Here is a 19,633-nt window from a genome sequence, read left to right as displayed (position 1 = left end):
AACAGTGATTTAAATCGCATAAATAGCATTTGTAATCGCGATAGGCTTAATCGGATTTTACCGTTTTAACTCCTGAGAGCGAGCGATTATGATGACCATAATTAAACCATATAAAGTACAAGGTTATTAACTATGACTAAGCTGACCGCCGTTGCTGTAATGCTAGCATCGATATTTTCTATTTCAACTTCTCAGGCCAGTGAGCCCATTGAAGTCATTAAGCCTGCGGTGATCACCGAGCCTGAAAAAGTTGAGCTAGGTAAAATGCTTTTCTTTGAGCCACGTCTATCAATGTCTGGTTTTATTTCTTGTAACTCATGTCATAACTTATCGCTCGGTGGCGTTGATGCTCTACCTACATCGATTGGTCATGAGTGGCAACAAGGGCCGATTAACTCGCCTACAGTCTTAAACGCTGATTATATGCTGGCGCAATTTTGGGATGGTCGTGCTGCAACTTTAAAAGATCAAGCTGCAGGTCCTATCGATAATCCAAAAGAAATGGGTTATACCCATGATTTAGCTGTAGATACTATCGCTTCAATGCCTGCATATGTTGCGCGTTTTAATGACATTTATGGTTCAAATGAAGTTAACATCGACCGTATTACAGATGCCATAGCGACATTCGAAAAAACCTTAGTGACCCCAAATAGCCCATTTGATAAATATTTAGAAGGCGATAAAAAAGCCATCTCTGCAGATGCACAAACGGGTTATCAGTTATTTAAAGACAAAGGGTGTGTCGCGTGTCATAACGGCCCAGCGGTTGGCGGCACTATGTACATGAAAATGGGCTTAATTAAACCATTCCACACAGACAATCCAGCAGAAGGGCGTAAAGGGGTAACCGGTAAAGAAGCTGATAAGTTCGTCTTTAAAGTACCAACCCTACGTAACATCGAGCTTACCTACCCATACTTCCATGACGGTAGCGTATGGAACCTAGATGAAGCGGTTAATACCATGGCCGACATTCAACTAGGGCAAAAAATGTCAGCTAAAGAAACTGCACAAATGGTTGAGTTTTTGAACAGTTTAACCGGTGAGCAGCCACAAATTATGTTGCCGATTTTACCGCCTTCAAATGCGAATACACCGCGTCCAGTGCCGTTTAAATAATAGTGCCGTTTAAATAATAATGCCTTTTAATAAAAGCGGCGTTTAAACAGTATTGAAGTCGCGATAACACTTCAGCTTAACTTTATCACTTAGCTGGAAATTATCTGAAACTCCCTCAAAACCTGCACTAGCGATAGTGCAGGTTTTTTATTTCCCTGCTATTCATTTATCAGCTAATGATTTGTTAGCTATTTATTTCGTTTAAGTCCTATTACACTGATATATAAATTCAGCAGGAAATCACTATGCTTAACATGGACTTTAGTCAGCGGGTTGTTATTGATACCAATAAGCTTCAATGGGATAAAAGCCCAGCTCAAGGGGTATGGCGTAAAAGATTGGCCAGAGAAGAAGCTGAGCGTGGTCATGCGACCAGTGTGGTGAAGTATGATGCTGGAGCAAGCTTTGCATCGCATCCGCATCCTTTAGGTGAAGAAATACTGGTACTCAGTGGGATATTTTCAGATGAAAGCGGCGATTATCCCGCTGGCAGTTATATTCGTAACCCTGAAGGCTTTAGTCATGCGCCATTTAGTGAACAAGGCTGCGAGTTACTGGTAAAGCTACATCAATTTCAAGCCTCCGATAGCGCTCAAATTCGTATCGATACTAACAATACACCATGGTCTGCTGGGCAAGGTGATTTAAAGGTGATGCCGCTGCATCAACATCTTACCGAATCAACAGCATTCGTTTTTTGGCCTGCAGGTTGCCAATTTCAGCCTCATCGTCATTTTGGTGGTGAAGAAATTTACGTTATTAGCGGTGAGTTTATTGACGAGTTAGGTCGTTATCCTGCAGGAACTTGGATCCGCAGCCCGCATTTAAGTCAGCATAATCCCTATGTTGAACAAGATACGCTGATTTGGGTGAAAGTGGGGCATTTGCTGCTGGACGAGTAAGTTACGCATTTTATAAGGACGATGGGTTAATCTTTTTATATGATGTTTATAGGATTTTTCACGCTGTTTATGACAACAATACAGGATTTAAAATGACTGAACTGACAAATACTCAAGCTGATGTTGTTAGCTTTATCGAAACACTGTCTCAAACAACTGCTGAACCCGTTCGCTTTGAAGCTACGATGGCAATCATCGATGCTCACTATGATTTCACTCCAAGCGCTTTTACTAATGGTAAACAAGCTAATGACGCTGGCGAAAACTCAGGTTCTTGTAAGCTGTTTTCGTTTGCGCAAATTCACCATTTAACCCAGCCTCAAACGCTGCAATTATTTGGTCAATATTATCGGGATGTATTAGCCATGCCTGAGGGAAAAGATCATCAAAACATTCGTCAATTTATGCTTAATGGTTGGCAAGGGATTGAGTTTAGCCAAGTGGCATTAGTGCTGAAAGCTTGATTTTTGCACTTTTTTGCTAATGAATGTCGGCGCAATTGTGGGAAGCATGTAGCAATGATTGCTGAAATTAAAGTGGTTTAATGAATCGAATCATTTAAGGGCTGAAAAGGTATTAGCCCTTAAATGATTTATCTAAGCTTGTAAGTCATTTATTGTTACAAGCTCAAGTTTTGGCAAAATTGTTGATTGATAAAATAAAAGCCTAATTTGAAAGGACTTAATACCCGCCAATTTTTAAATTTACTTATTGAAGATCAAAACTAACAATATTGGTTACGCCGCGCTCTAAAGTCACCATTCCAGAAGCATAAAATTTACCGGTATCGGCCTGTGCCTTGATATAGTAATTACCACTATTGATGGTGACTAATTTTGAATTAAAGTTCACGAATGGTTCTTCACTCAACCACCCTTCGGCTGAAACCTGATAAAGGTATTGATTGCTCTGCATCGGCGCGCCACTATCAAGGTGATAGGCTTCGAATCGAACCTTGGTCATGCCTTGAGGGTTTTTTTCTGTGCGTAATGGACGAATTTGACCAATTTCAGGGTTCATTTTTGTCGGTTTGGTTATACGGAATGTTTGACTTGTTTTTGCGTATTGCTGAGTCGGGTGCGAATAAGCTTGGTTAGTTGGTACACTCGTTGAGTTACCTTGTGCCGCTCCGGCAATGTCTGAAACTGAGTCAGCAATATTACGGATATCAGTAGTTTTACAGGCAGTCATAGCTAATATACATGTACATAGCAGTATTTTTTTCATTGGGCATTCCCTTGTGTGTTTATAATCCATTAAGCAAAATAAGGTTTAAGCATCTGAAACTATGCAATTAAAGCCTCACTTCGTCACTGACAAGTAAATTAACAATATCCCCCATTAGTGTCAATTATTGGTCATTATAAACTGTCGATGGAAGGGATAAATAAGCTTAAGTTTTTAAGCTATTTTCATCATGCCCCTAGGCGTTCAGCTTAATTTAATAGAATTGCTCTTTATTATTTTTAATTTGCTTGACCATTTTAGAGTCCGCTATGCAAACACGGCTGTATTCGTAATAACCAGCGCATCTTGTTACGCAATTGTTGCTTTAAAGGCGCCAACTCTTTAGATTTGGTCAAGATCACTTCTTTTAGGCTTTCCTTTAAAGGTTTTACAATGCAAAGCGATGTTTCTATAGCCCGTGTTAAGCAGTTTCCATTACTCATGTGGATATTGTTGTTTGGCTCGTTTATTACTCGTGGCAGCTATTATATGGTGTGGCCGTTTCTCGCGGTCATTTTATATGACAGGTTTGCGTTAAGTGCCACAGAAGTGGGATTGATTTTATCCAGTGCTGCATTGGTGTCTGTATTCACCAGTTTTATCGGTAGTGCATTGTCAGATCGTATTGGTCGGCACAAACTGATGTACATGACTGGTGTGCTTTATATCATTTCATTTTCATTGCTAGCACAAGTCGACAGCGTTAATGGTTATGTGGTGGTGATGACCTTATGTTCAATCGCGACCTCGATATGGCGACCGCTCACCTCTGCCGTTATCGGTGACATAATCCATGATAAGCAAACACGGGAATTGGCGATGCAATCATTGTATTTCATCGTCAATGTCGGCTGCGCTGTTGGGCCTATGCTTGGCATTTGGTTAGGACTAACGGGTAAGCAATCGAGTTTTTATATAACAGCCGGTGCCTTTGTGGTGTTACTGATAATGCTTTATTGGGGTTTTAGTCATCAATCAAATATTGATTCCGCTAAAAATACCGCTGATAAAGAGGCTCATTCGGGTGTAACAAAGCCTGTTGCAAAAGAGACTCGCCAGCAAGTTTTTGCCATTTTAAAACAAGATAAATTGTTTCAATGTCTAATATTGGCCAATACTTTATGCATGTTCATCTACTCGCAAATGGACAGCTCGTTGATTCAATACTTAACTCGCGCAGGGGCACCTGATTTATTGGCTTTGATATCGAGTATGATTTTTACCAATGCATTAGTGATCATTTCTACGCAGTTTATCTTATTAAAACTGATGGCTAAATATAGTTTAATTCAGCGAATTCAATTTGGATTAATTCTATTAATGTGCTCACAAGTTTGGCTAGCTTTAAATCCAGTAGACCTTTTTTGGGGCTGGATAGGGGCCGTGGTAGTGATGAGTCTTGCTGAGACGATTTTATTTCCGACCATGAATGTGCATATTGATCGCTTAGCCCCGCAACATCTTCGAGGCGCTTATTTTGGCGCAGCGTCTTTCAGTGAAATAGGCTTTGCCATGGCGCCGTTAGGAGGAGGGATCATTCTTGACCTACTCGGAGGCCCGTGGCTATTTATGATAGGGGTGGTTTTATGTGTTGTGGTTATCTATCTTTATCGGATATTAACCAGACTTTCTCGACCCAATATTGCCGAAATGAAACTGAGTTAGCCCTCTAAAATGGGTTTACTGTTTATCTACTTGTCGAGATAGTGGCGTCGTGTTTAATTTGCGCTGTTCTATATGATTAACGGCAATGATTACCTATATTCCAGTGTGTTTGGTGATATACCTTTGGTATACGGTGGTCATACATGTTCATCTTATCGCAATATATAACCGTCTTTGGAGGATAAAGTTACCAGCCTTCTACGCCTTCCATATCTGGTAGTTGATGGGCAATACCTTTGTGGCAATCAATACAGGTTTGTTCGCCGCTCTCTAAATACTTTGAGTGCATATTAGCTGCCCTATCTGATTGGCGAGTGAAGTCCATATAATCGTATTCATGACAATTTCGACATTCAAGTGAGTTATTGGCTTTTAATCGACGCCATTCATGTCCAGCAAGCTCACGACGTTTTGCTTCAAATTTTTCAGGGGTATCAATGGTGCCGACTAAGTCTGCCCAAATTTCTTTAGAAGCTTGCATTTTTCGGGCTATTTTATCAGTCCATTTATGGGGCACATGACAATCATGACAAGTCGCTCTTACGCCACTGCGATTGGTGAAATGAATGGTAGGTTTCATTTCTTCATAAACATTTTGATGACAACTACTACAGAATTCTTCAGTGCTCGACATTTCTAATGCAGTATTAAACGCCCCCCAAAATATGACACCCGCTATAAAGCCGCCGATAACTAAAAAGCCTAGGCTGTAGTGAATGCTGGGTTTTTTAATTACTCGCCACACAGTACCTAATAATGCTTTTAATTTCTCCATTGAATCACCTTATTGGAATATCGGGGCAAATTGAGTGGTGCAAATGATGTGAGGCAAATGAGTTAGAAGTATAAATATAGCTGAACAATACTAAGTGGTAGTTATTATTTACTTTCTATAGAAGTAAATGGTACCCAAATATGATGCATTATTAACGCTTAGTGTATGGTAGTTAACCTTGTCGTGACGATGAGTTCTTGTGAGGATTGATTTTTAGTATTGAGACGCTGTCACTCAGCTTTACTGCTTATTGAGTGTATTGCACAAAGCAATTACGGCCTTTTTCTTTGGCTTGATAAAGCGCTTTGTCGGCTTTTTTAACCATCGAGATCTTGTCTGAATCCGGGTTAATTTGTTCTAAATAGAATCCCACCGAGCAAGTCACATAATGTTGCCCTGCCACCTTACCATGGGGTTCTTTTAATTCTTGCCATTGGTTGATGATGTTATTGGCAAGCTCAAGGCATTGCTCTTGTGTCACTTGCGTTGAAACCACCACAAATTCCTCACCACCATATCGCGCCACAATATCAGATGATCTACGGAAGACTTTAGTTAAGTTACTGGCTTGCAACTTAATAATATTGTCTCCTTTTACGTGGCCATAGCCATCGTTGTAACCTTTAAAATAATCAAGGTCGATAATAAATACACAAATACAATTTCCTGCTCTGTTGTGCAAACTGAGTTGCTCTGAAAAGCGAGCTTCAAAAGTCCGGCGATTATATATACCGGTTAAATGGTCTATCTGACTTAATCGATTCAATTTTTTATTGGCTTTTGACAATTGTTTTAATGCCCGTTCTATTTGTAATACTCCCAGCAGACCAACAATCAAGCCTACGACAACAAAGCCTAAGCTGACGACAGTTTTATTACCATAAATAGGCTCACTGAGTACGATGGTCGCAAAACCTAACAGTACTATTAATGAATAAGGGACTGAATATTTAAATGATAAACGAAATACGAATAGGGTAAATAAGCTATACATAACAGTGCCTTCATAAGGAAAGGCAAAGGCTTCCATTTGCCAACACATTAGGATTAGCCAATAGTTGATAAAGATGAGCAACAGCATGGTGACGGCAAGTGCCATTTGGTAGAACGTTGAAAATTGCGGGTGAAAAGAGGCCAATAAAAAAGCAATACAGACAGGTAACTGCAGGTATAAACGAGAAGTGATGTATATCTCGGTTAGTGTATCAGGTACTAAGGCTAAATCTGCGACCATAAAGCTGCCAAGTAAAGCAGTGCCAATAATGACTAATAGCCTAAATTGAATAAGGCTTAAAGACGTGTTGCCTATAGAGTTGGTATGTTTGTTAATTAAACAATTTGGCATTTGTGTCATTAATTCGCGGAATATCAATATTAAAATTATGGTTATTTGATGTTAACACAAATAGTTATTGGCGGAGTAAGGCTTTATACTCTTAAGAATATCATCGGCATAGCTATTCAGTTCAATTGAGCTTTTGTCGCGATAGTGGTGGTTTTAAAAAGCTTTTTATTCAGAATTCACTCATTAAGTCATTTGGCAGTGTAACGCTTAAGTATTACTGACATATTTGCTACGCGAGTATTGCACTATCATTAGGGCTGGTCATTAGAGCAGGTCATTAGAGCAGGTCATTAGTGCAGGTATTACTCAGTTATTTGTAGCGTCATTGCTGTCGCCATGACGATGATCACAGTCAAGTTTTAAAGATGTTTTATCGCGAATGAGAAGCTATTTGACTCATGTAGAAATCATTCAAGCTAACTACCTGAGTGGTTTTTAAAAATTAAACTTATTTAAAAGGATGTAATATGAAACGCCTGCTTATAGCCTTGTTAGCGAGTTACGCACCATTTGCTGCTGCCAATGACGTGGTTCAGTGGCAAGACAATAGTTTAACTTACCTATATGGTGACGACTTTAAGGTTAATCCTGAAATTCAACAAACACTGACTTTTGAACATGTTAGCGGTTGGAGTGTTGGCGATTTATTTATGTTTGTCGATTTCACTAAATACAATGGTGAAGAAGACTTTTTAAACGGTAAAAGCGCCTATTATGGTGAATTTAGCCCGCGCTTTAGCTTCAGTAAAATGCTTGGTGAACCGGTTGAAATGGGGGTTGTTAAAGATGTACTGCTAGCAACCACCGTTGAGTTTGGCGAAGGCGATGTTGAATCATTTTTAATTGGTGCAGGTATTGATTTAGCCATTCCTGGTTTTGATTTTTTTCAGCTTAATATGTATCGCCGCTTCCCCGATGGCCGCGATGGTGATACTTGGCAAATCACCCCTGCCTGGAAAGTCACCTGGCCTGTAGGCGATTCAAATATCGTATTTGATGGTTTTATTGATTGGGTAGTTGATTCTGATGGCAGTTATGAAAAGAACTTTCATTTCAATCCACAACTTAAATATGATTTAGGTAAGCAAGTCGGTATGCGAGATAGTGCACTTTATGTGGGTATTGAATATGACTATTGGAAAAACAAGTACGGTATTAAGAGCAGCTCGGGCTTTAATACCAATCAAAATGTGACTAGCTTATTGGTAAAGTACCACTTTTAAATATGCGAGTTGAACATTGCTAAGCGATCAGGGGAGTCACAGTCAGATCCCCCTGAGTTTTGTTGTTAATGATTATATTTTAATTATCCAGTGACACTCTAATCATTCATTTTGTCCCCTGACATCCCCTCTAATAGTTGCCCATAAATAAGCCCTAAACATTTTAGTTTTTAACGGACTGCTAAATTGCCATTAATTGCAGGCTTGAGGAAAGTGTTAGCTAACATGTCTATACTCAAAGAGCATGATTTTTTACTAGTGAGTAGATATGGCCTTAACAAACCCCTTAGCTCCACACGATTTATTGGTGTTTTTTAGCGCGGATAACCCTCTTTTGCAGTTTACGATTGATACGCTTCCGGTGCCGATTTTTTACAAAGATGTGAATGGGGTTTATTTGGGCTGTAATCGGGCTTTTGAAGACTTCATAAAAATATCGAGACAACAACTGGTGGGGTTTAGCGTATATCAATTGTTTGATAAAGCCTTGGCGGATAGTTACCAACAAGCGGATCAAGCCTTGTTTGATAATCCTGGGGTGCAAATTTATGAAAAAGAAATTCGCACCAATAGCGGAGATATTGTGTTTGTAAAATTTCACAAAACCAGCTTTTTTGATGCGGAAGGTAATGTGGCTGGTTTAATCGGAGTAATATTCGATATAACCGAACAAAAAGCCTTAGTAGCCAAATTGACTCAACATGCCACTTTTGATGACTTAACAGGCTTTTATAATCGCCGTGAAGGCGCGGCTATCGCGGTAGAAAACATGGTATTAGCGGTAAATGGCGAAATTGAGTTTGGGGTGATCATGCTGGATGTTGACCACTTTAAACGTGTAAATGATCAATTCGGTCATGGCGTTGGAGATCTGGTCTTGCAACATATCGCTGCCATTATTAAGCAATCAAATTCGCCTGAAACCACAGTAATTCGATGGGACGGTGAAGAGTTTCTTATGTTAATCAAAGCGCCTCTTAGCGATACTGTTGCTAGCCGCTCTAATGATGAGCACGATTTTAAACATGACATGCTCGTCATTGCTAACGATATTCGTGAGGCTGTTGCTTCAACGCCAATTAAACTCGACTCGCAACTTGTTCATCTTAGCATTAGCTGTGGGGTGAGTTGTTATACGAAGCAAAGCTTACGCGCACTCATTAATGAAGCTGATGAACTTTTGTATCAAGCTAAAAATAACGGCCGTAATCAAGTTTGCGGTTAATTTAGCGCTATGACCGCAAACTTATAACAAGCAGGACGATAGCGTTTTCTGAGGTATTCTTTTCATACAATCGCTTTCGTATTTCGGGCTGAACAAACTTATTCCTCAATCTTTACTCCATAAACCTTAACCCACACACCTTACGCCATACTCCACATGCCATCGTTTTAGCAGACTAGCTTCAAAATTATTGAGTTCAAGGGAGGGTTACAGACTGTCTCGCAGATTAAGCTTTTTATCAATAACGCTAGTTGTTGCATAAAGGTTAAATGACGTTTACCTTAAAATATGTGATTAAAAAATAATAAAAATTTAGCTTAGCAGTTCTTGTGCTAACGAGAACTCGATAACAAAGTTGAACTTAAGACGGAGAAAGTCAGCTGCAACTGACTCATAAAATAATAATGGACTCAAACATGATTAAGGTAATACAGATTTATTTTATCCCCGCAGCGGTATTTCTGTCAGTGCTTATTGGTGGTGGTTATGGGACGGGCAGAGAGGTTATCGAGTTTTTTACCCAATACGGCCAAATGGGAGGCGTATTAGCCATATGCACGGCAACGGTAATTTTTGCAATAGTATTAGGAATAACCTTTGAATTTGCACGGGTGTTTAAGGTTTATGATTATCGCCATTTCTTTAAGAAATTAATTGGGCCTTTTTGGGTTGTATTTGAAATCTTATACATCTTACTGTTTTTGTTAGTGCTGGGGGTGGTGAGCGCCGCTGCGGGTAACACTTTGCAAGAGCGCTTTGATGTGCCTGCCACAATAGGGCTAATTTTAATGCCAATATTGGTAGCTTTGTTTGTGCTTTTTGGGCGACTGGTGGTTGAGAAGGCGTTAGCCTTGTGGTCAGTGCTGATGTACGGGGTATTTATTACTTATTTCGTCATTGTGGTTGGCCAATCTGATACGGATTTATTAGCCGCTACTGCGCTAACGGATATTGAGCCAAGCTGGTGGTTTGGCGGCGCATTGTATGCGATGTATAACTTGGCGATTGCCCCAGGGTTATTATTTTCTACCCGCGATATTGTAACTCGGCAGCAGGCTTTCGTGTCAGCTGCGATTGCCGCAGTTGCTATTATGATCCCGGCGTTGCTGTTCCACTTAAGTTACAGCGTTGGCTATCCTGATGTATTAGATAAACCGCTGCCCAATTATTGGATGATCCAGCAATTTGCCCCCGATTGGCTGTTAATGCTATTTATCATCGCTTTGTTTGGCACGCTTATCGAAACCGGTGTCGGCTTAGTGCAAAGTGTTATTGAACGTATCCCTGCCACCAGTGATGAGGCTAATGCAAAGCCTTGGTTAAGAGCGCTCATCGCCTTCGGTACAGTGTCATTGGCTGCATTGCTTGGCACCATAGGCATTGTCGATCTCATAGGTAAAGGTTACAGCTTGATGTCTTACGGATTTGCATGTGTTTATGTGCTGCCAATATGTACCCTTGGTGTTTATAAGGTGGTTAAAGCAGGCAATGGTGGGGCGCTAGAAATGCCACTGAATGAGGTTCAATAACAATAAAGTTTATTCTTCATCGCATGTGTCGAGTTAGATGCCTATATCGTCATTTTAGATGGCGTAACAGGCGCTATTAACACAGCGGGAACATTAATCAAAACGGACTGTTAAGCCTATTCAGTGCATCTTTCAGCATGAGGTTAAGAGCGAACTCTGTCGCTCTTGACTCTAGATTCTATCTCTTAATTCTTAATTCTTAACTCCTAGCACCTAACGCCGATATAGACTGTCACTCTAGTATTATTGCTTTATTTGACGAACTTGGGATTAACCTAAGTATCGTTTCATATACCTAAAGCTGGGCTAGCTTAACTGACGGCAGCATTATTGGCTGCAGCGCGAGCGGAGACAATACGCGCTCGAAGTTGGTCATAGCACCAATTGTATATAATCGCGTATATCAAGAAGAATACCACCACCCCAATGTTCATCATAAACACCGTCCAGAAATCTAACTGCAACACCCACATCATAAAGGGCTGTGTGGCAAAAATAAGACCAAACTCAAAACCTAGACCATGACCTAAGCGCATTTTAAGGGTGCGTTTAATACGGTTATGACCAAATATATGGTCAAAGCCTAAGTTGTATGCATAATTCCAACTCATTGCAATTAGCGATAAGCCTACCGCTAAGCCTGTAGCAGACTTTGGGCCCGCATCAGTAAATAAAGTTGCGGCGCCGATAACAAATGCTAAAGCAATCGCTTCAAATAATACGCTGTGAAAAATGCGCTCTTTGGTGTTCATGGTCATTCTCATTTCTGTTGGGTAGTGGTTCTTGGTTGCTAAAGTTATCATTAATGACAAAAGAATAAAGTGAGTGACTACCTTAAAAAGTGATAGATAAAATGTAAAACAGCTTGGAATATTGTTGTAGCAGCCCAGTAAGGGGGATTTTCAGCCTTTTGCAAAAGAAGTTTCACACTAAACCTATGAGAAATCCCCGGCGTTAATGTGGCTTAGCGATGTCATCGTTGACGTCTTAAATCATTAAAGCTCACGAGACTGTGGCATTATTAATAGGAAGCTATTCAATAGGATTTTATAAATCGAGTTTTATAAATAGGGAGCAATATGCAACTCCCTACTCATTTAGGAGGATAAGCTAGTTTTAGTTAAGCGGAGTACTGACTCGCTTTACGTGAGTAACGCTGCTGAAAACTAAATGGACTCATTTTCAAGGTGCGAATCGCATCAACCCAGCCAGCTACCATAGGCACCAGTGTCCAGCTAAACACTAAGTACAAGCTACCCTTGAGATACTGACCTAAATAGAATTTATGCAAACCTAAGCCTCCAAACAGCACACTAAACCATATTGCAAGCTTCTGATTTTTGATGCGAACATCTGGGTCGACGCCACCGAGGGCATCTAAACCTAGCGCGGCATGACATTGTGGGCAAGTCACTTGGTTAAGGTCGATTTTTTGGCTGCACTGTGGGCAATTAATCTGTTGCATCGCAAACTCCAATGGTCAATATCGCTGATAAGGCATTATGGGTACAAGTGTGCGCTGAACAAAGGTGCATAGTTCACAAAACGAAAATAAAGCCAAAATCTAATAAGCTTTTAAGGTCTCTAGGCAAAGGCTAGCGGATTTACAAATGCTTTTTTGATAGGTGATTAACTTGACCACTTCACATCAGTCATCCTCAGGGCTGTGTGGCAAAAATAAGACCAAACTCAAAACCTAGACCATGGCCTAAGCGCATTTTAAAGGTGCGTTTAATGCGGTTATAATTAACATGGCCACCTAATTAACAGACATGTTAAGTGTTTACGGGGGAGTATTTAGCGTCAGACTTCATTTGAATTTGAATAGCCATATAAGTCATCGCAATCCAAGTATAAAGTCGTTACGTTACTTTTTAACAATGAGTGGCATGTTAAGTTCATGCTGTTTTTCCCACCATTTCCAGTGAAACAAACTCTTTGGAAATAACATTGATGCTTCTAAATTGGTATCACTGCAACCCGCATATCAACAACGAACACACAATAAAGCTGATAACGGGAAGCAGAAGCAATGAGATTAATGGGTCTGCTAAATTAAGTAACATCATTAAATCCATTCATTAGTCCTCATTACTTACTAATGCTGTATCTGACTCTGTTACTGATTCAGTCAACTCAAGAGAGGTACTTAGCTCAAATAGTTGCTCTGCGATTTTACTATGCAGATTCAAAGTAATTTCTTGTTTCGCAGTTTGTAGCATTTCTGTGGTTGCTTCAGTAAAACGTGTTTCTAATGCACTCACGACATCAGCACTACTCAATTCATTTGCTTGAGCGCCAATACTTGCTGTTGCAATAACGGCAATTAACGCTAATTTTTTAAATGTACGGTTAGTTTTTGTAGATGCTGAACGAGCTACTAAATTTGTATTTGAGGTTGAGTTAAACATGGTGTATTCCTTTTCAATTATGGGGTACACCTAGGTTATTACAAGCTGCGTGCCAAGTTTGGGGTAATCGCTTAACTGACTAATTTAAAATGATTTTAAATAGTTTTAATCAAAAGCAAATCAAAACATATTCAATTTACACCTGTGTGATAAATAAACAGTTAGTCATTTTAACCACCTAAATAGTGAGTTTAGCTAACTCTTAATTAGCAAACCGCAAATACAAAAATAGCGCCTTTAATGAGACGCTTTTTTATGTTCAAAAATAGCTTAATCAGTAGTGATATGGAAAGAAGTAGAAATAAGAAGGGTCAAAATCTGACCCTTCTTATTTTGGCCTTACGGCCAAGGTAAGTCGTGACGCTTCGCCCACACCAGACCAAAAGGGGAAAAGCGCTTGTTCCCCTTTTGGATAACCCCCAGCGCCCCGACGAAGTGTTATTCCTAATGCTAATTTAAGTGAATTGACTACCGCCTCAGATTCGCCATCCATGGCTCAACTGAGGCTATCTCGGCATCCATGCCGAGCTCACGTCAATTCACTTAACGCATTCGGACACTTCCAACGGGGAATTACTCAGCGTCTGACTTCATTTGAATTGATGGGGTTTAGATTAAGTTTACTCTGACCCCACTTATTTGAAAAAGTTGATAACAACGGCAAGTGTTAATAATCAATATCAATACCAAGTAACTGCAGAAGATGCTAATGTTTCAGATCAGCTGAGGTTCTTCTTCAATACCGTGCCAAGCGGTGCGCAACTTGATAGTGTAAGAAAGTACATTAGACTTTTGAAAGTGATGAATATGAAAACAAGAATTCCCAATGTCCATGACTTATATGTAGATAATCATAACAAAGAAGGAGTTAATCTATATATAAAAGGCTCAGTCACTGAAGCGCTGCTGGCAGATATTAAAGATAGAAATATAACAGCATTAACATTAGATGTTGGTGATTTTGGCTCGCTGAGTTTTATTCATTCCTTTAGCGATAGCATTCAAAAATTGAGGGTTTCAGCGCAGAATGTTGACTGGAAGTCTCTTGCTGCCCTTAAAAATTTGAAGGTGTTAAGAGTAAGTGGTGACAAAAACCTTGATTTCGACATTAGCTGTTTTAAAAAGCTGGAGGTTTTACAGTTTCAAGGTAACTGCTTTAAAAGTTCAATCAGTCAGCTATATAGTTTGAAGCAGTTAAGAATCAATAATTGGTCAGAAGTGGACTTTAGTCTGCTATCTAATCTATCAAAGCTTGAAAAAGTAAGACTAGTCGATGCTCTAAAGTTAACGACGCTTAATGGGTTACAGTGTCAAAATTTACAGTGGCTGATGATTGATAGATCCCCTAAATTAACCTGTATTAATGCATTGCTAGACGCTAAAGAACTTCGATGTCTTGAATTCATCAGTACCAAAGCAATAGAGTCTTACAACGCACTCCAAAACTGTCATGCTATCTTTTCACTTGAACTGATTAAGTGTAGGCCAATTAGAAGCTTATCAGCATTTAGGCATATGCAACAACTACAATGGTTTGGCTTTGGCAATACCTTGGTTGAAGACTTTGACTTAACTCCTCTGTTTGACTTTTCATTACTTAAAAAATGCACATTTAAGAATCATGCTGATTACAATCTAACGCAGAGATCGCTCAATAAGGCATTGAAAGATAAGTGGGGTGAAAGTGTTGACGATTCCGACCATGATAGTTTCTATAAGCCGTTCGTTGTGTAACGAGATGTAAGTACATAGACACCCATAGTTAATGGTGGGTCAGAATAAACTAATCCAAACACCGCCGCAGTCTCCAACTACCCCCATTCCAAGTTGCTGAAATACGTAGATAAAAATACCGTATAGCCATCATGGTCTTTCTCGTGCATCCATGCACTTCAAGACATTCAGGCATCCTGCCTATCAGATGATGGCTAAGGCTCAGGGGGACATGGTCGCGCTTTAGCATCCATGCTACTGCGACATGAGTACATCCATTTACTTCAGATACCCATCTGAGCCGTTAGGTCTTATTTTTAACATGAGGATTGGAGTATGAGGCTTATTCGCTTTGAAAGCACAACTTGGTTGGGGCGGCAGGGGTGATTCAAGAGGGGGATTGCTGTTGATCCCCATCTTGGCCAGTGCAGGATGGAACCCTGCGATCTACATCCAAACGAAGTTTGGAATCCTAATAAAGAGTAACCAGTGATTACTCAACATCACTCTCTATTCAGGGTCATAGTCCAACACTGGTGATAACCACTTCTCTGCTTCTGCCAAGCTCATTCCCTTACGTTCAGCATAATCCTCAACTTGATCTTTACCAATATTGGTCACGCCAAAGTAACGTGATTTAGGATGGGCAAAGTACCAACCTGATACCGCAGCGGTTGGGAACATGGCATAACTTTCAGTGATATTAAGGTCGATAGTTTCATCGGGTTTTAGTAAATCCCATAACAAGCCTTTTTCAGTATGATCAGGACAGGCTGGGTAACCAGGTGCTGGGCGAATACCTTTGTATTTTTCACGAATAAGGGCTTCGTTATCCAATACTTCATCTGCAGCGTAACCCCAAAACTCTTTTCGTACCCGTTCATGCATACGCTCTGCAAAGGCTTCAGCTAAACGGTCGGCTAGGCACTTAAGCATAATGGCGTTGTAGTCATCATGGTTGGCTTCAAAACGTGCCACATGTTCATCAATGCCGTGGCCTGCGGTGACAGCAAAGCCGCCCATGTAGTCGGCGACGCCTGAGTCTTTTGGCGCGACAAAATCAGATAAACAGAAGTTGTCATTGCCCACACGTTCAAGCTGCATCCGCAAGTGATGGGTGGTCATTTCAACCGTGGTGCGTGTTTCATCTGTGTATAGCTCAATGTCGTCATGGTTAACGGTATTGGCAGGGAATAAGCCAATGACCGCTTTGGCAGTAAGCCATTTTTCACTGATGATGGTTGCAAGCATGGCTTTACCATCGGCATAGAGCTTACGGGCTTCTTCACCGACAATTTTGTCATCTAAAATTTCAGGGAAGTGACCATGCAGCTCCCAGCTTCTGAAAAACGGCGTCCAATCGATGCGATCCACTAGATCTTCTAGTGGGTAATCATCAAATACTTGGCGGCCCAATTTGTTCGGTTTAAATGGGGTGTAGTTATCCCAATCGTGTTTACAGCGGTTTTCACGGGCAGCGTCAATTGACACTATGGTTTTGCGTTTGGTTTGTGATAACCGCTTTTCACGCATGATGTCGTATTCAGCATAGGTTGCATCAATGGTGGGCTGGCGAGTGTCGTTATTTACCAGTTTTGACACCATAGGCACTGCGCGCGAGGCATCGGCAATGTAAATTGCACCATGTGGATAATGTGGGGCAATTTTTACTGCGGTATGAATTTTCGAGCAGGTTGCACCACCAATAATCGCCGGAATGGTTAACCCTTCTCGGTGGAAGGTTTTGACGTTATGTACCATTTCATCAAGGCTTGGGGTAATAAGCCCTGACATACCAATAATATCAATATTGTGCTCTTTTACGGCTTCGAGGATTTTTTCAACTGACACCATGACGCCTAGGTCGAACACTTCAAAGCCGTTACAGGCTAGCACCACGCCGACAATGTTTTTACCGATATCGTGCACGTCACCTTTTACGGTAACCATTAAAATTTTACCGTTTGATTGACCTTCAACTTTTTCCGCTTCAATGTATGGGTTTAAATAAGCCACGGCTTTTTTCATTACCCTAGCCGATTTAACGACTTGCGGCAGAAACATTTTGCCTGAGCCAAATAAGTCACCGACCACATTCATCCCATCCATTAATGGCCCTTCAATCACATCAAGTGGGCGGGTGGCAGCGGCGCGCGCTTCTTCGGTGTCTTGGTCGATAAACTCAGTAATGCCTTTCACTAAGGCGTGGGATAAGCGCTCATTAACGGGCAGACTACGCCAAGCTAAGTCTTCCTTTTTAGCCACTTGTTTGCCGTCACCACGAAAACGCTCAGCAACATCTAGTAGTTGCTCAGTATTGCTTGAGTCGGCAACGGGGCAAGGTAAATTCAGTACCACATTTTCGACTTTTTCTTTTAAGTCTTTGTCGATGTCATCAAATATGGCTAACTGACCTGCGTTAACGATACCCATGTCCATGCCCGCTTGAATCGCGTGGTATAAAAACACCGCATGAATGGCTTCGCGGACTGGGTTGTTACCACGAAACGAGAACGAGACGTTTGACACACCGCCAGAAATCATTGCATGGGGTAGAGTGGCTTTAATGTCTTTAATGGACTCAATAAAATCGACGGCGTAGTTATCGTGCTCGTCAATGCCGGTGGCAATGGCAAATATATTCGGGTCGAAAATGATGTCTTCTGGGGCAAAGCCAACCACATCAACCAGTATGCGATAGGCGCGGGTACAGATTTCGGTTTTACGGGCGCGGGTATCGGCTTGGCCATCTTCATCAAATGCCATCACAATAGCGGCTGCGCCATAGCGTTTCACTAAGGTGGCTTGCTGAATAAAGGCTTGTTCACCTTCTTTCATCGAAATGGAGTTAACAATCGACTTGCCTTGAACGCATTTAAGGCCAGCTTCAATCACGTCCCATTTTGATGAGTCGATCATGATAGGCACCCGAGAAATATCAGGCTCTGAGGCGATTAAGTTCAAGAACTTTTTCATCGACTCGACGCCATCAAGCATACCTTCATCCATGTTGACATCGATGATTTGTGCGCCGTTTTCAACTTGCTCACGCACGACATCTAGGGCCTCTTCAAACTTTTCTTCTTTGATTAAGCGCAGGAACTTGGCTGAACCTGTAACGTTGGCACGCTCGCCGACGTTAACAAATAATGAGTTGCCATCAATGGTTAATGGCTCAAGCCCTGATAAGCGACAGGCAACGGGAATATCAGGTATGACACGTGGCTCATGGCTGATAACGGCATCGCGAATAACGCTAATGTGCGCGGGTGTACTACCACAACAGCCACCCACAATATTGAGCATGCCTTCCCGTGCCCAATCACTGATCACTTCGGCCATTTCTTCTGGGGTTTCATCGTAACCACCAAACTCATTAGGTAAGCCAGCGTTAGGGTGGGCAGAAACATAACATTCTGCAATCCGTGATAACTCTTCAACGTAGGGACGCAACTCTTTTGGGCCAAGGGCGCAGTTAAGGCCAATGGATAATGGTTTGATATGGCGCAGTGAGTTGTAAAAGCCTTCGGTGGTTTGCCCTGTTAGGGTACGACCTGAAGCATCAGTAATGGTGCCTGAAATCATTACAGGTAGCCGATCACCAATTTGATCAAACACTAATTCGATGGCAAATAATGCGGCTTTGGCGTTGAGGGTATCAAAGATGGTTTCGACCATGATGATATCTGCGCCGCCATCAATTAATGCACGGGTTGATTCAACATAGGCTTCGACTAATTGATCAAAAGTGATATTACGAAAACTGGGGTCGTTTACATCTGGGCTGATAGAGCAAGTGCGGTTGGTTGGCCCAAGCACCCCTGCAACATAGCGTTTAATACCCGTTTGCGCAGTAACGTCATCAGCGGCTTCACGGGCAACTTTGGCGCCTTCAAGGTTAATTTCTGCTGACAACGACTGCATGTCGTAATCGGCCATAGCAATCGTGGTGGCATTAAAGGTATTGGTTTCAATAATGTCAGCACCCGCTAACAGGTATTTAGTGTGGATATCTTTAATGATTTGGCGTTGGCTTAGCACCAACATGTCGTTGTTGCCTTTTACGTCACAGTGCCAGTCTTTAAAACGCTCACCACGATAGTCGGCTTCTTCCAGTTTGTAGTCTTGAATCATTGTGCCCATGGCACCATCGAGGATAACTATGCGCTGTTTTAGCGTATTTGTAAGTTGTTCAAGTACCTGACTGTAGGAAGTCGACTTCGCCATAACGTATTACCTTAATTGCTTTTATGCTAATCACTTAATCGAGCGTTAAATAACACGCTAACTTAAGTAGTTAGTGGATTGTGTTAACGGTTTTAGATGAAATAAGCATACCTTTATTTATGCTTTTATAGGGCAGAATAATGCGAAATCCCCTGTAATAAAATTCATCTTAAAATATTTTGTTTGGACATTTAAACGTATAGACGTCCATAATACGTTTAAATAGATTGTAAGAGCAAGCCCATTGCTCACACTAAAAACATAAGCCA

At 41.1% G+C, this 19,633-nt stretch carries 15 protein-coding genes; 8 read left to right on the top strand and 7 right to left on the bottom strand.

Features of this window, described 5'->3' with window-relative positions; genetic code table 11:
- The first annotated feature begins 132 nt into the window (after window positions 1-132).
- The 3 genes from Q4557_RS06915 (at window position 133) to Q4557_RS06905 (ending at window position 2,488) form a co-directional block, all read left to right on the top strand.
- Window positions 133-1,122 (top strand): cytochrome-c peroxidase, encoded by a 990-nt coding sequence (locus Q4557_RS06915; protein ID WP_303411632.1) that lies wholly within the window; start codon window positions 133-135, stop codon window positions 1,120-1,122.
- A 245-nt stretch (window positions 1,123-1,367) separates the two neighbouring features.
- A complete protein-coding gene (locus Q4557_RS06910) occupies window positions 1,368-2,024 on the top strand; it encodes a cupin domain-containing protein (protein WP_303411630.1) in 657 nt (218 codons plus the stop codon).
- A 92-nt stretch (window positions 2,025-2,116) separates the two neighbouring features.
- Window positions 2,117-2,488 (top strand): HopJ type III effector protein, encoded by a 372-nt coding sequence (locus tag Q4557_RS06905; protein ID WP_303411628.1) that lies wholly within the window; start codon window positions 2,117-2,119, stop codon window positions 2,486-2,488.
- A gap of 244 nt (window positions 2,489-2,732) precedes the next feature.
- On the opposite strand, the gene Q4557_RS06900 is transcribed toward Q4557_RS06905, so the two are convergent.
- Window positions 2,733-3,251: a hypothetical protein gene (locus Q4557_RS06900; protein ID WP_303411626.1), complete on the bottom strand. Its 519-nt coding sequence runs from the start codon at window positions 3,249-3,251 to the stop codon at window positions 2,733-2,735.
- Window positions 3,252-3,644: 393 nt separating this feature from the next.
- On the opposite strand from Q4557_RS06900, the gene Q4557_RS06895 reads away from it, so the two are divergent.
- Entirely contained in the window at window positions 3,645-4,916 is a 1,272-nt protein-coding gene (locus tag Q4557_RS06895) for an MFS transporter (RefSeq protein WP_303411624.1), read from the top strand.
- A gap of 187 nt (window positions 4,917-5,103) precedes the next feature.
- On the opposite strand, the gene Q4557_RS06890 is transcribed toward Q4557_RS06895, so the two are convergent.
- Together Q4557_RS06890 and Q4557_RS06885 are read right to left on the bottom strand one after the other, a co-directional pair.
- Window positions 5,104-5,691, bottom strand: a complete 588-nt coding sequence (locus Q4557_RS06890; RefSeq protein ID WP_102440475.1) for a NapC/NirT family cytochrome c — start codon at window positions 5,689-5,691, stop codon at window positions 5,104-5,106.
- Window positions 5,692-5,938: 247 nt separating this feature from the next.
- A complete protein-coding gene (locus tag Q4557_RS06885; protein WP_303411620.1) occupies window positions 5,939-7,036 on the bottom strand; it encodes a GGDEF domain-containing protein in 1,098 nt (365 codons plus the stop codon).
- Window positions 7,037-7,503: 467 nt separating this feature from the next.
- Between Q4557_RS06885 and Q4557_RS06880 the strand changes: the two genes are divergently transcribed.
- The 3 genes from Q4557_RS06880 to Q4557_RS06870 all read left to right on the top strand — a co-directional run bounded on the left by Q4557_RS06880 (window position 7,504) and on the right by Q4557_RS06870 (window position 11,013).
- Window positions 7,504-8,259, top strand: coding sequence for an outer membrane protein OmpK (locus Q4557_RS06880; protein WP_102440477.1), 756 nt, complete (start codon window positions 7,504-7,506; stop codon window positions 8,257-8,259).
- A gap of 268 nt (window positions 8,260-8,527) precedes the next feature.
- Entirely contained in the window at window positions 8,528-9,484 is a 957-nt protein-coding gene (locus Q4557_RS06875) for a GGDEF domain-containing protein (protein WP_303411618.1), read from the top strand.
- Window positions 9,485-9,900: 416 nt separating this feature from the next.
- The gene (locus Q4557_RS06870) at window positions 9,901-11,013 is read left to right on the top strand and encodes a hypothetical protein (protein ID WP_303411616.1); all 1,113 of its coding nucleotides are present in this window, start codon (window positions 9,901-9,903) and stop codon (window positions 11,011-11,013) included.
- A 311-nt stretch (window positions 11,014-11,324) separates the two neighbouring features.
- Here Q4557_RS06870 and Q4557_RS06865 read toward each other — a convergent pair whose 3' ends face one another.
- The 3 genes from Q4557_RS06865 to Q4557_RS06855 all read right to left on the bottom strand — a co-directional run bounded on the left by Q4557_RS06865 (window position 11,325) and on the right by Q4557_RS06855 (window position 13,424).
- Window positions 11,325-11,765 (bottom strand): PACE efflux transporter, encoded by a 441-nt coding sequence (locus Q4557_RS06865; protein ID WP_102440480.1) that lies wholly within the window; start codon window positions 11,763-11,765, stop codon window positions 11,325-11,327.
- Between the two features lie 368 nt (window positions 11,766-12,133).
- Window positions 12,134-12,478, bottom strand: coding sequence for a TM2 domain-containing protein (locus Q4557_RS06860; RefSeq protein WP_102440481.1), 345 nt, complete (start codon window positions 12,476-12,478; stop codon window positions 12,134-12,136).
- 616 nt (window positions 12,479-13,094) lie between these two features.
- Window positions 13,095-13,424 carry a hypothetical protein gene (locus Q4557_RS06855; RefSeq protein ID WP_303411613.1) on the bottom strand — a complete coding sequence of 110 codons (330 nt, stop codon included), beginning with the start codon at window positions 13,422-13,424 and terminating at the stop codon, window positions 13,095-13,097.
- Between the two features lie 639 nt (window positions 13,425-14,063).
- On the opposite strand from Q4557_RS06855, the gene Q4557_RS06850 reads away from it, so the two are divergent.
- Window positions 14,064-15,158, top strand: a complete 1,095-nt coding sequence (locus Q4557_RS06850; RefSeq protein ID WP_303411611.1) for a hypothetical protein — start codon at window positions 14,064-14,066, stop codon at window positions 15,156-15,158.
- 489 nt (window positions 15,159-15,647) lie between these two features.
- Here the strand turns inward: Q4557_RS06850 and metH are convergent, their stop codons facing one another.
- Window positions 15,648-19,364: a methionine synthase gene (metH, locus tag Q4557_RS06845; RefSeq protein ID WP_303411609.1), complete on the bottom strand. Its 3,717-nt coding sequence runs from the start codon at window positions 19,362-19,364 to the stop codon at window positions 15,648-15,650.
- Between the last annotated feature and the right edge of the window lie 269 nt (window positions 19,365-19,633).

Source organism: Shewanella sp. 5_MG-2023 (assembly GCF_030547465.1).
GTDB lineage: Bacteria > Pseudomonadota > Gammaproteobacteria > Enterobacterales > Shewanellaceae > Shewanella.
The sequence above is the reverse complement of the archived record's forward strand: the minus strand, read 5'-3'. Positions and strand labels throughout refer to the sequence as shown.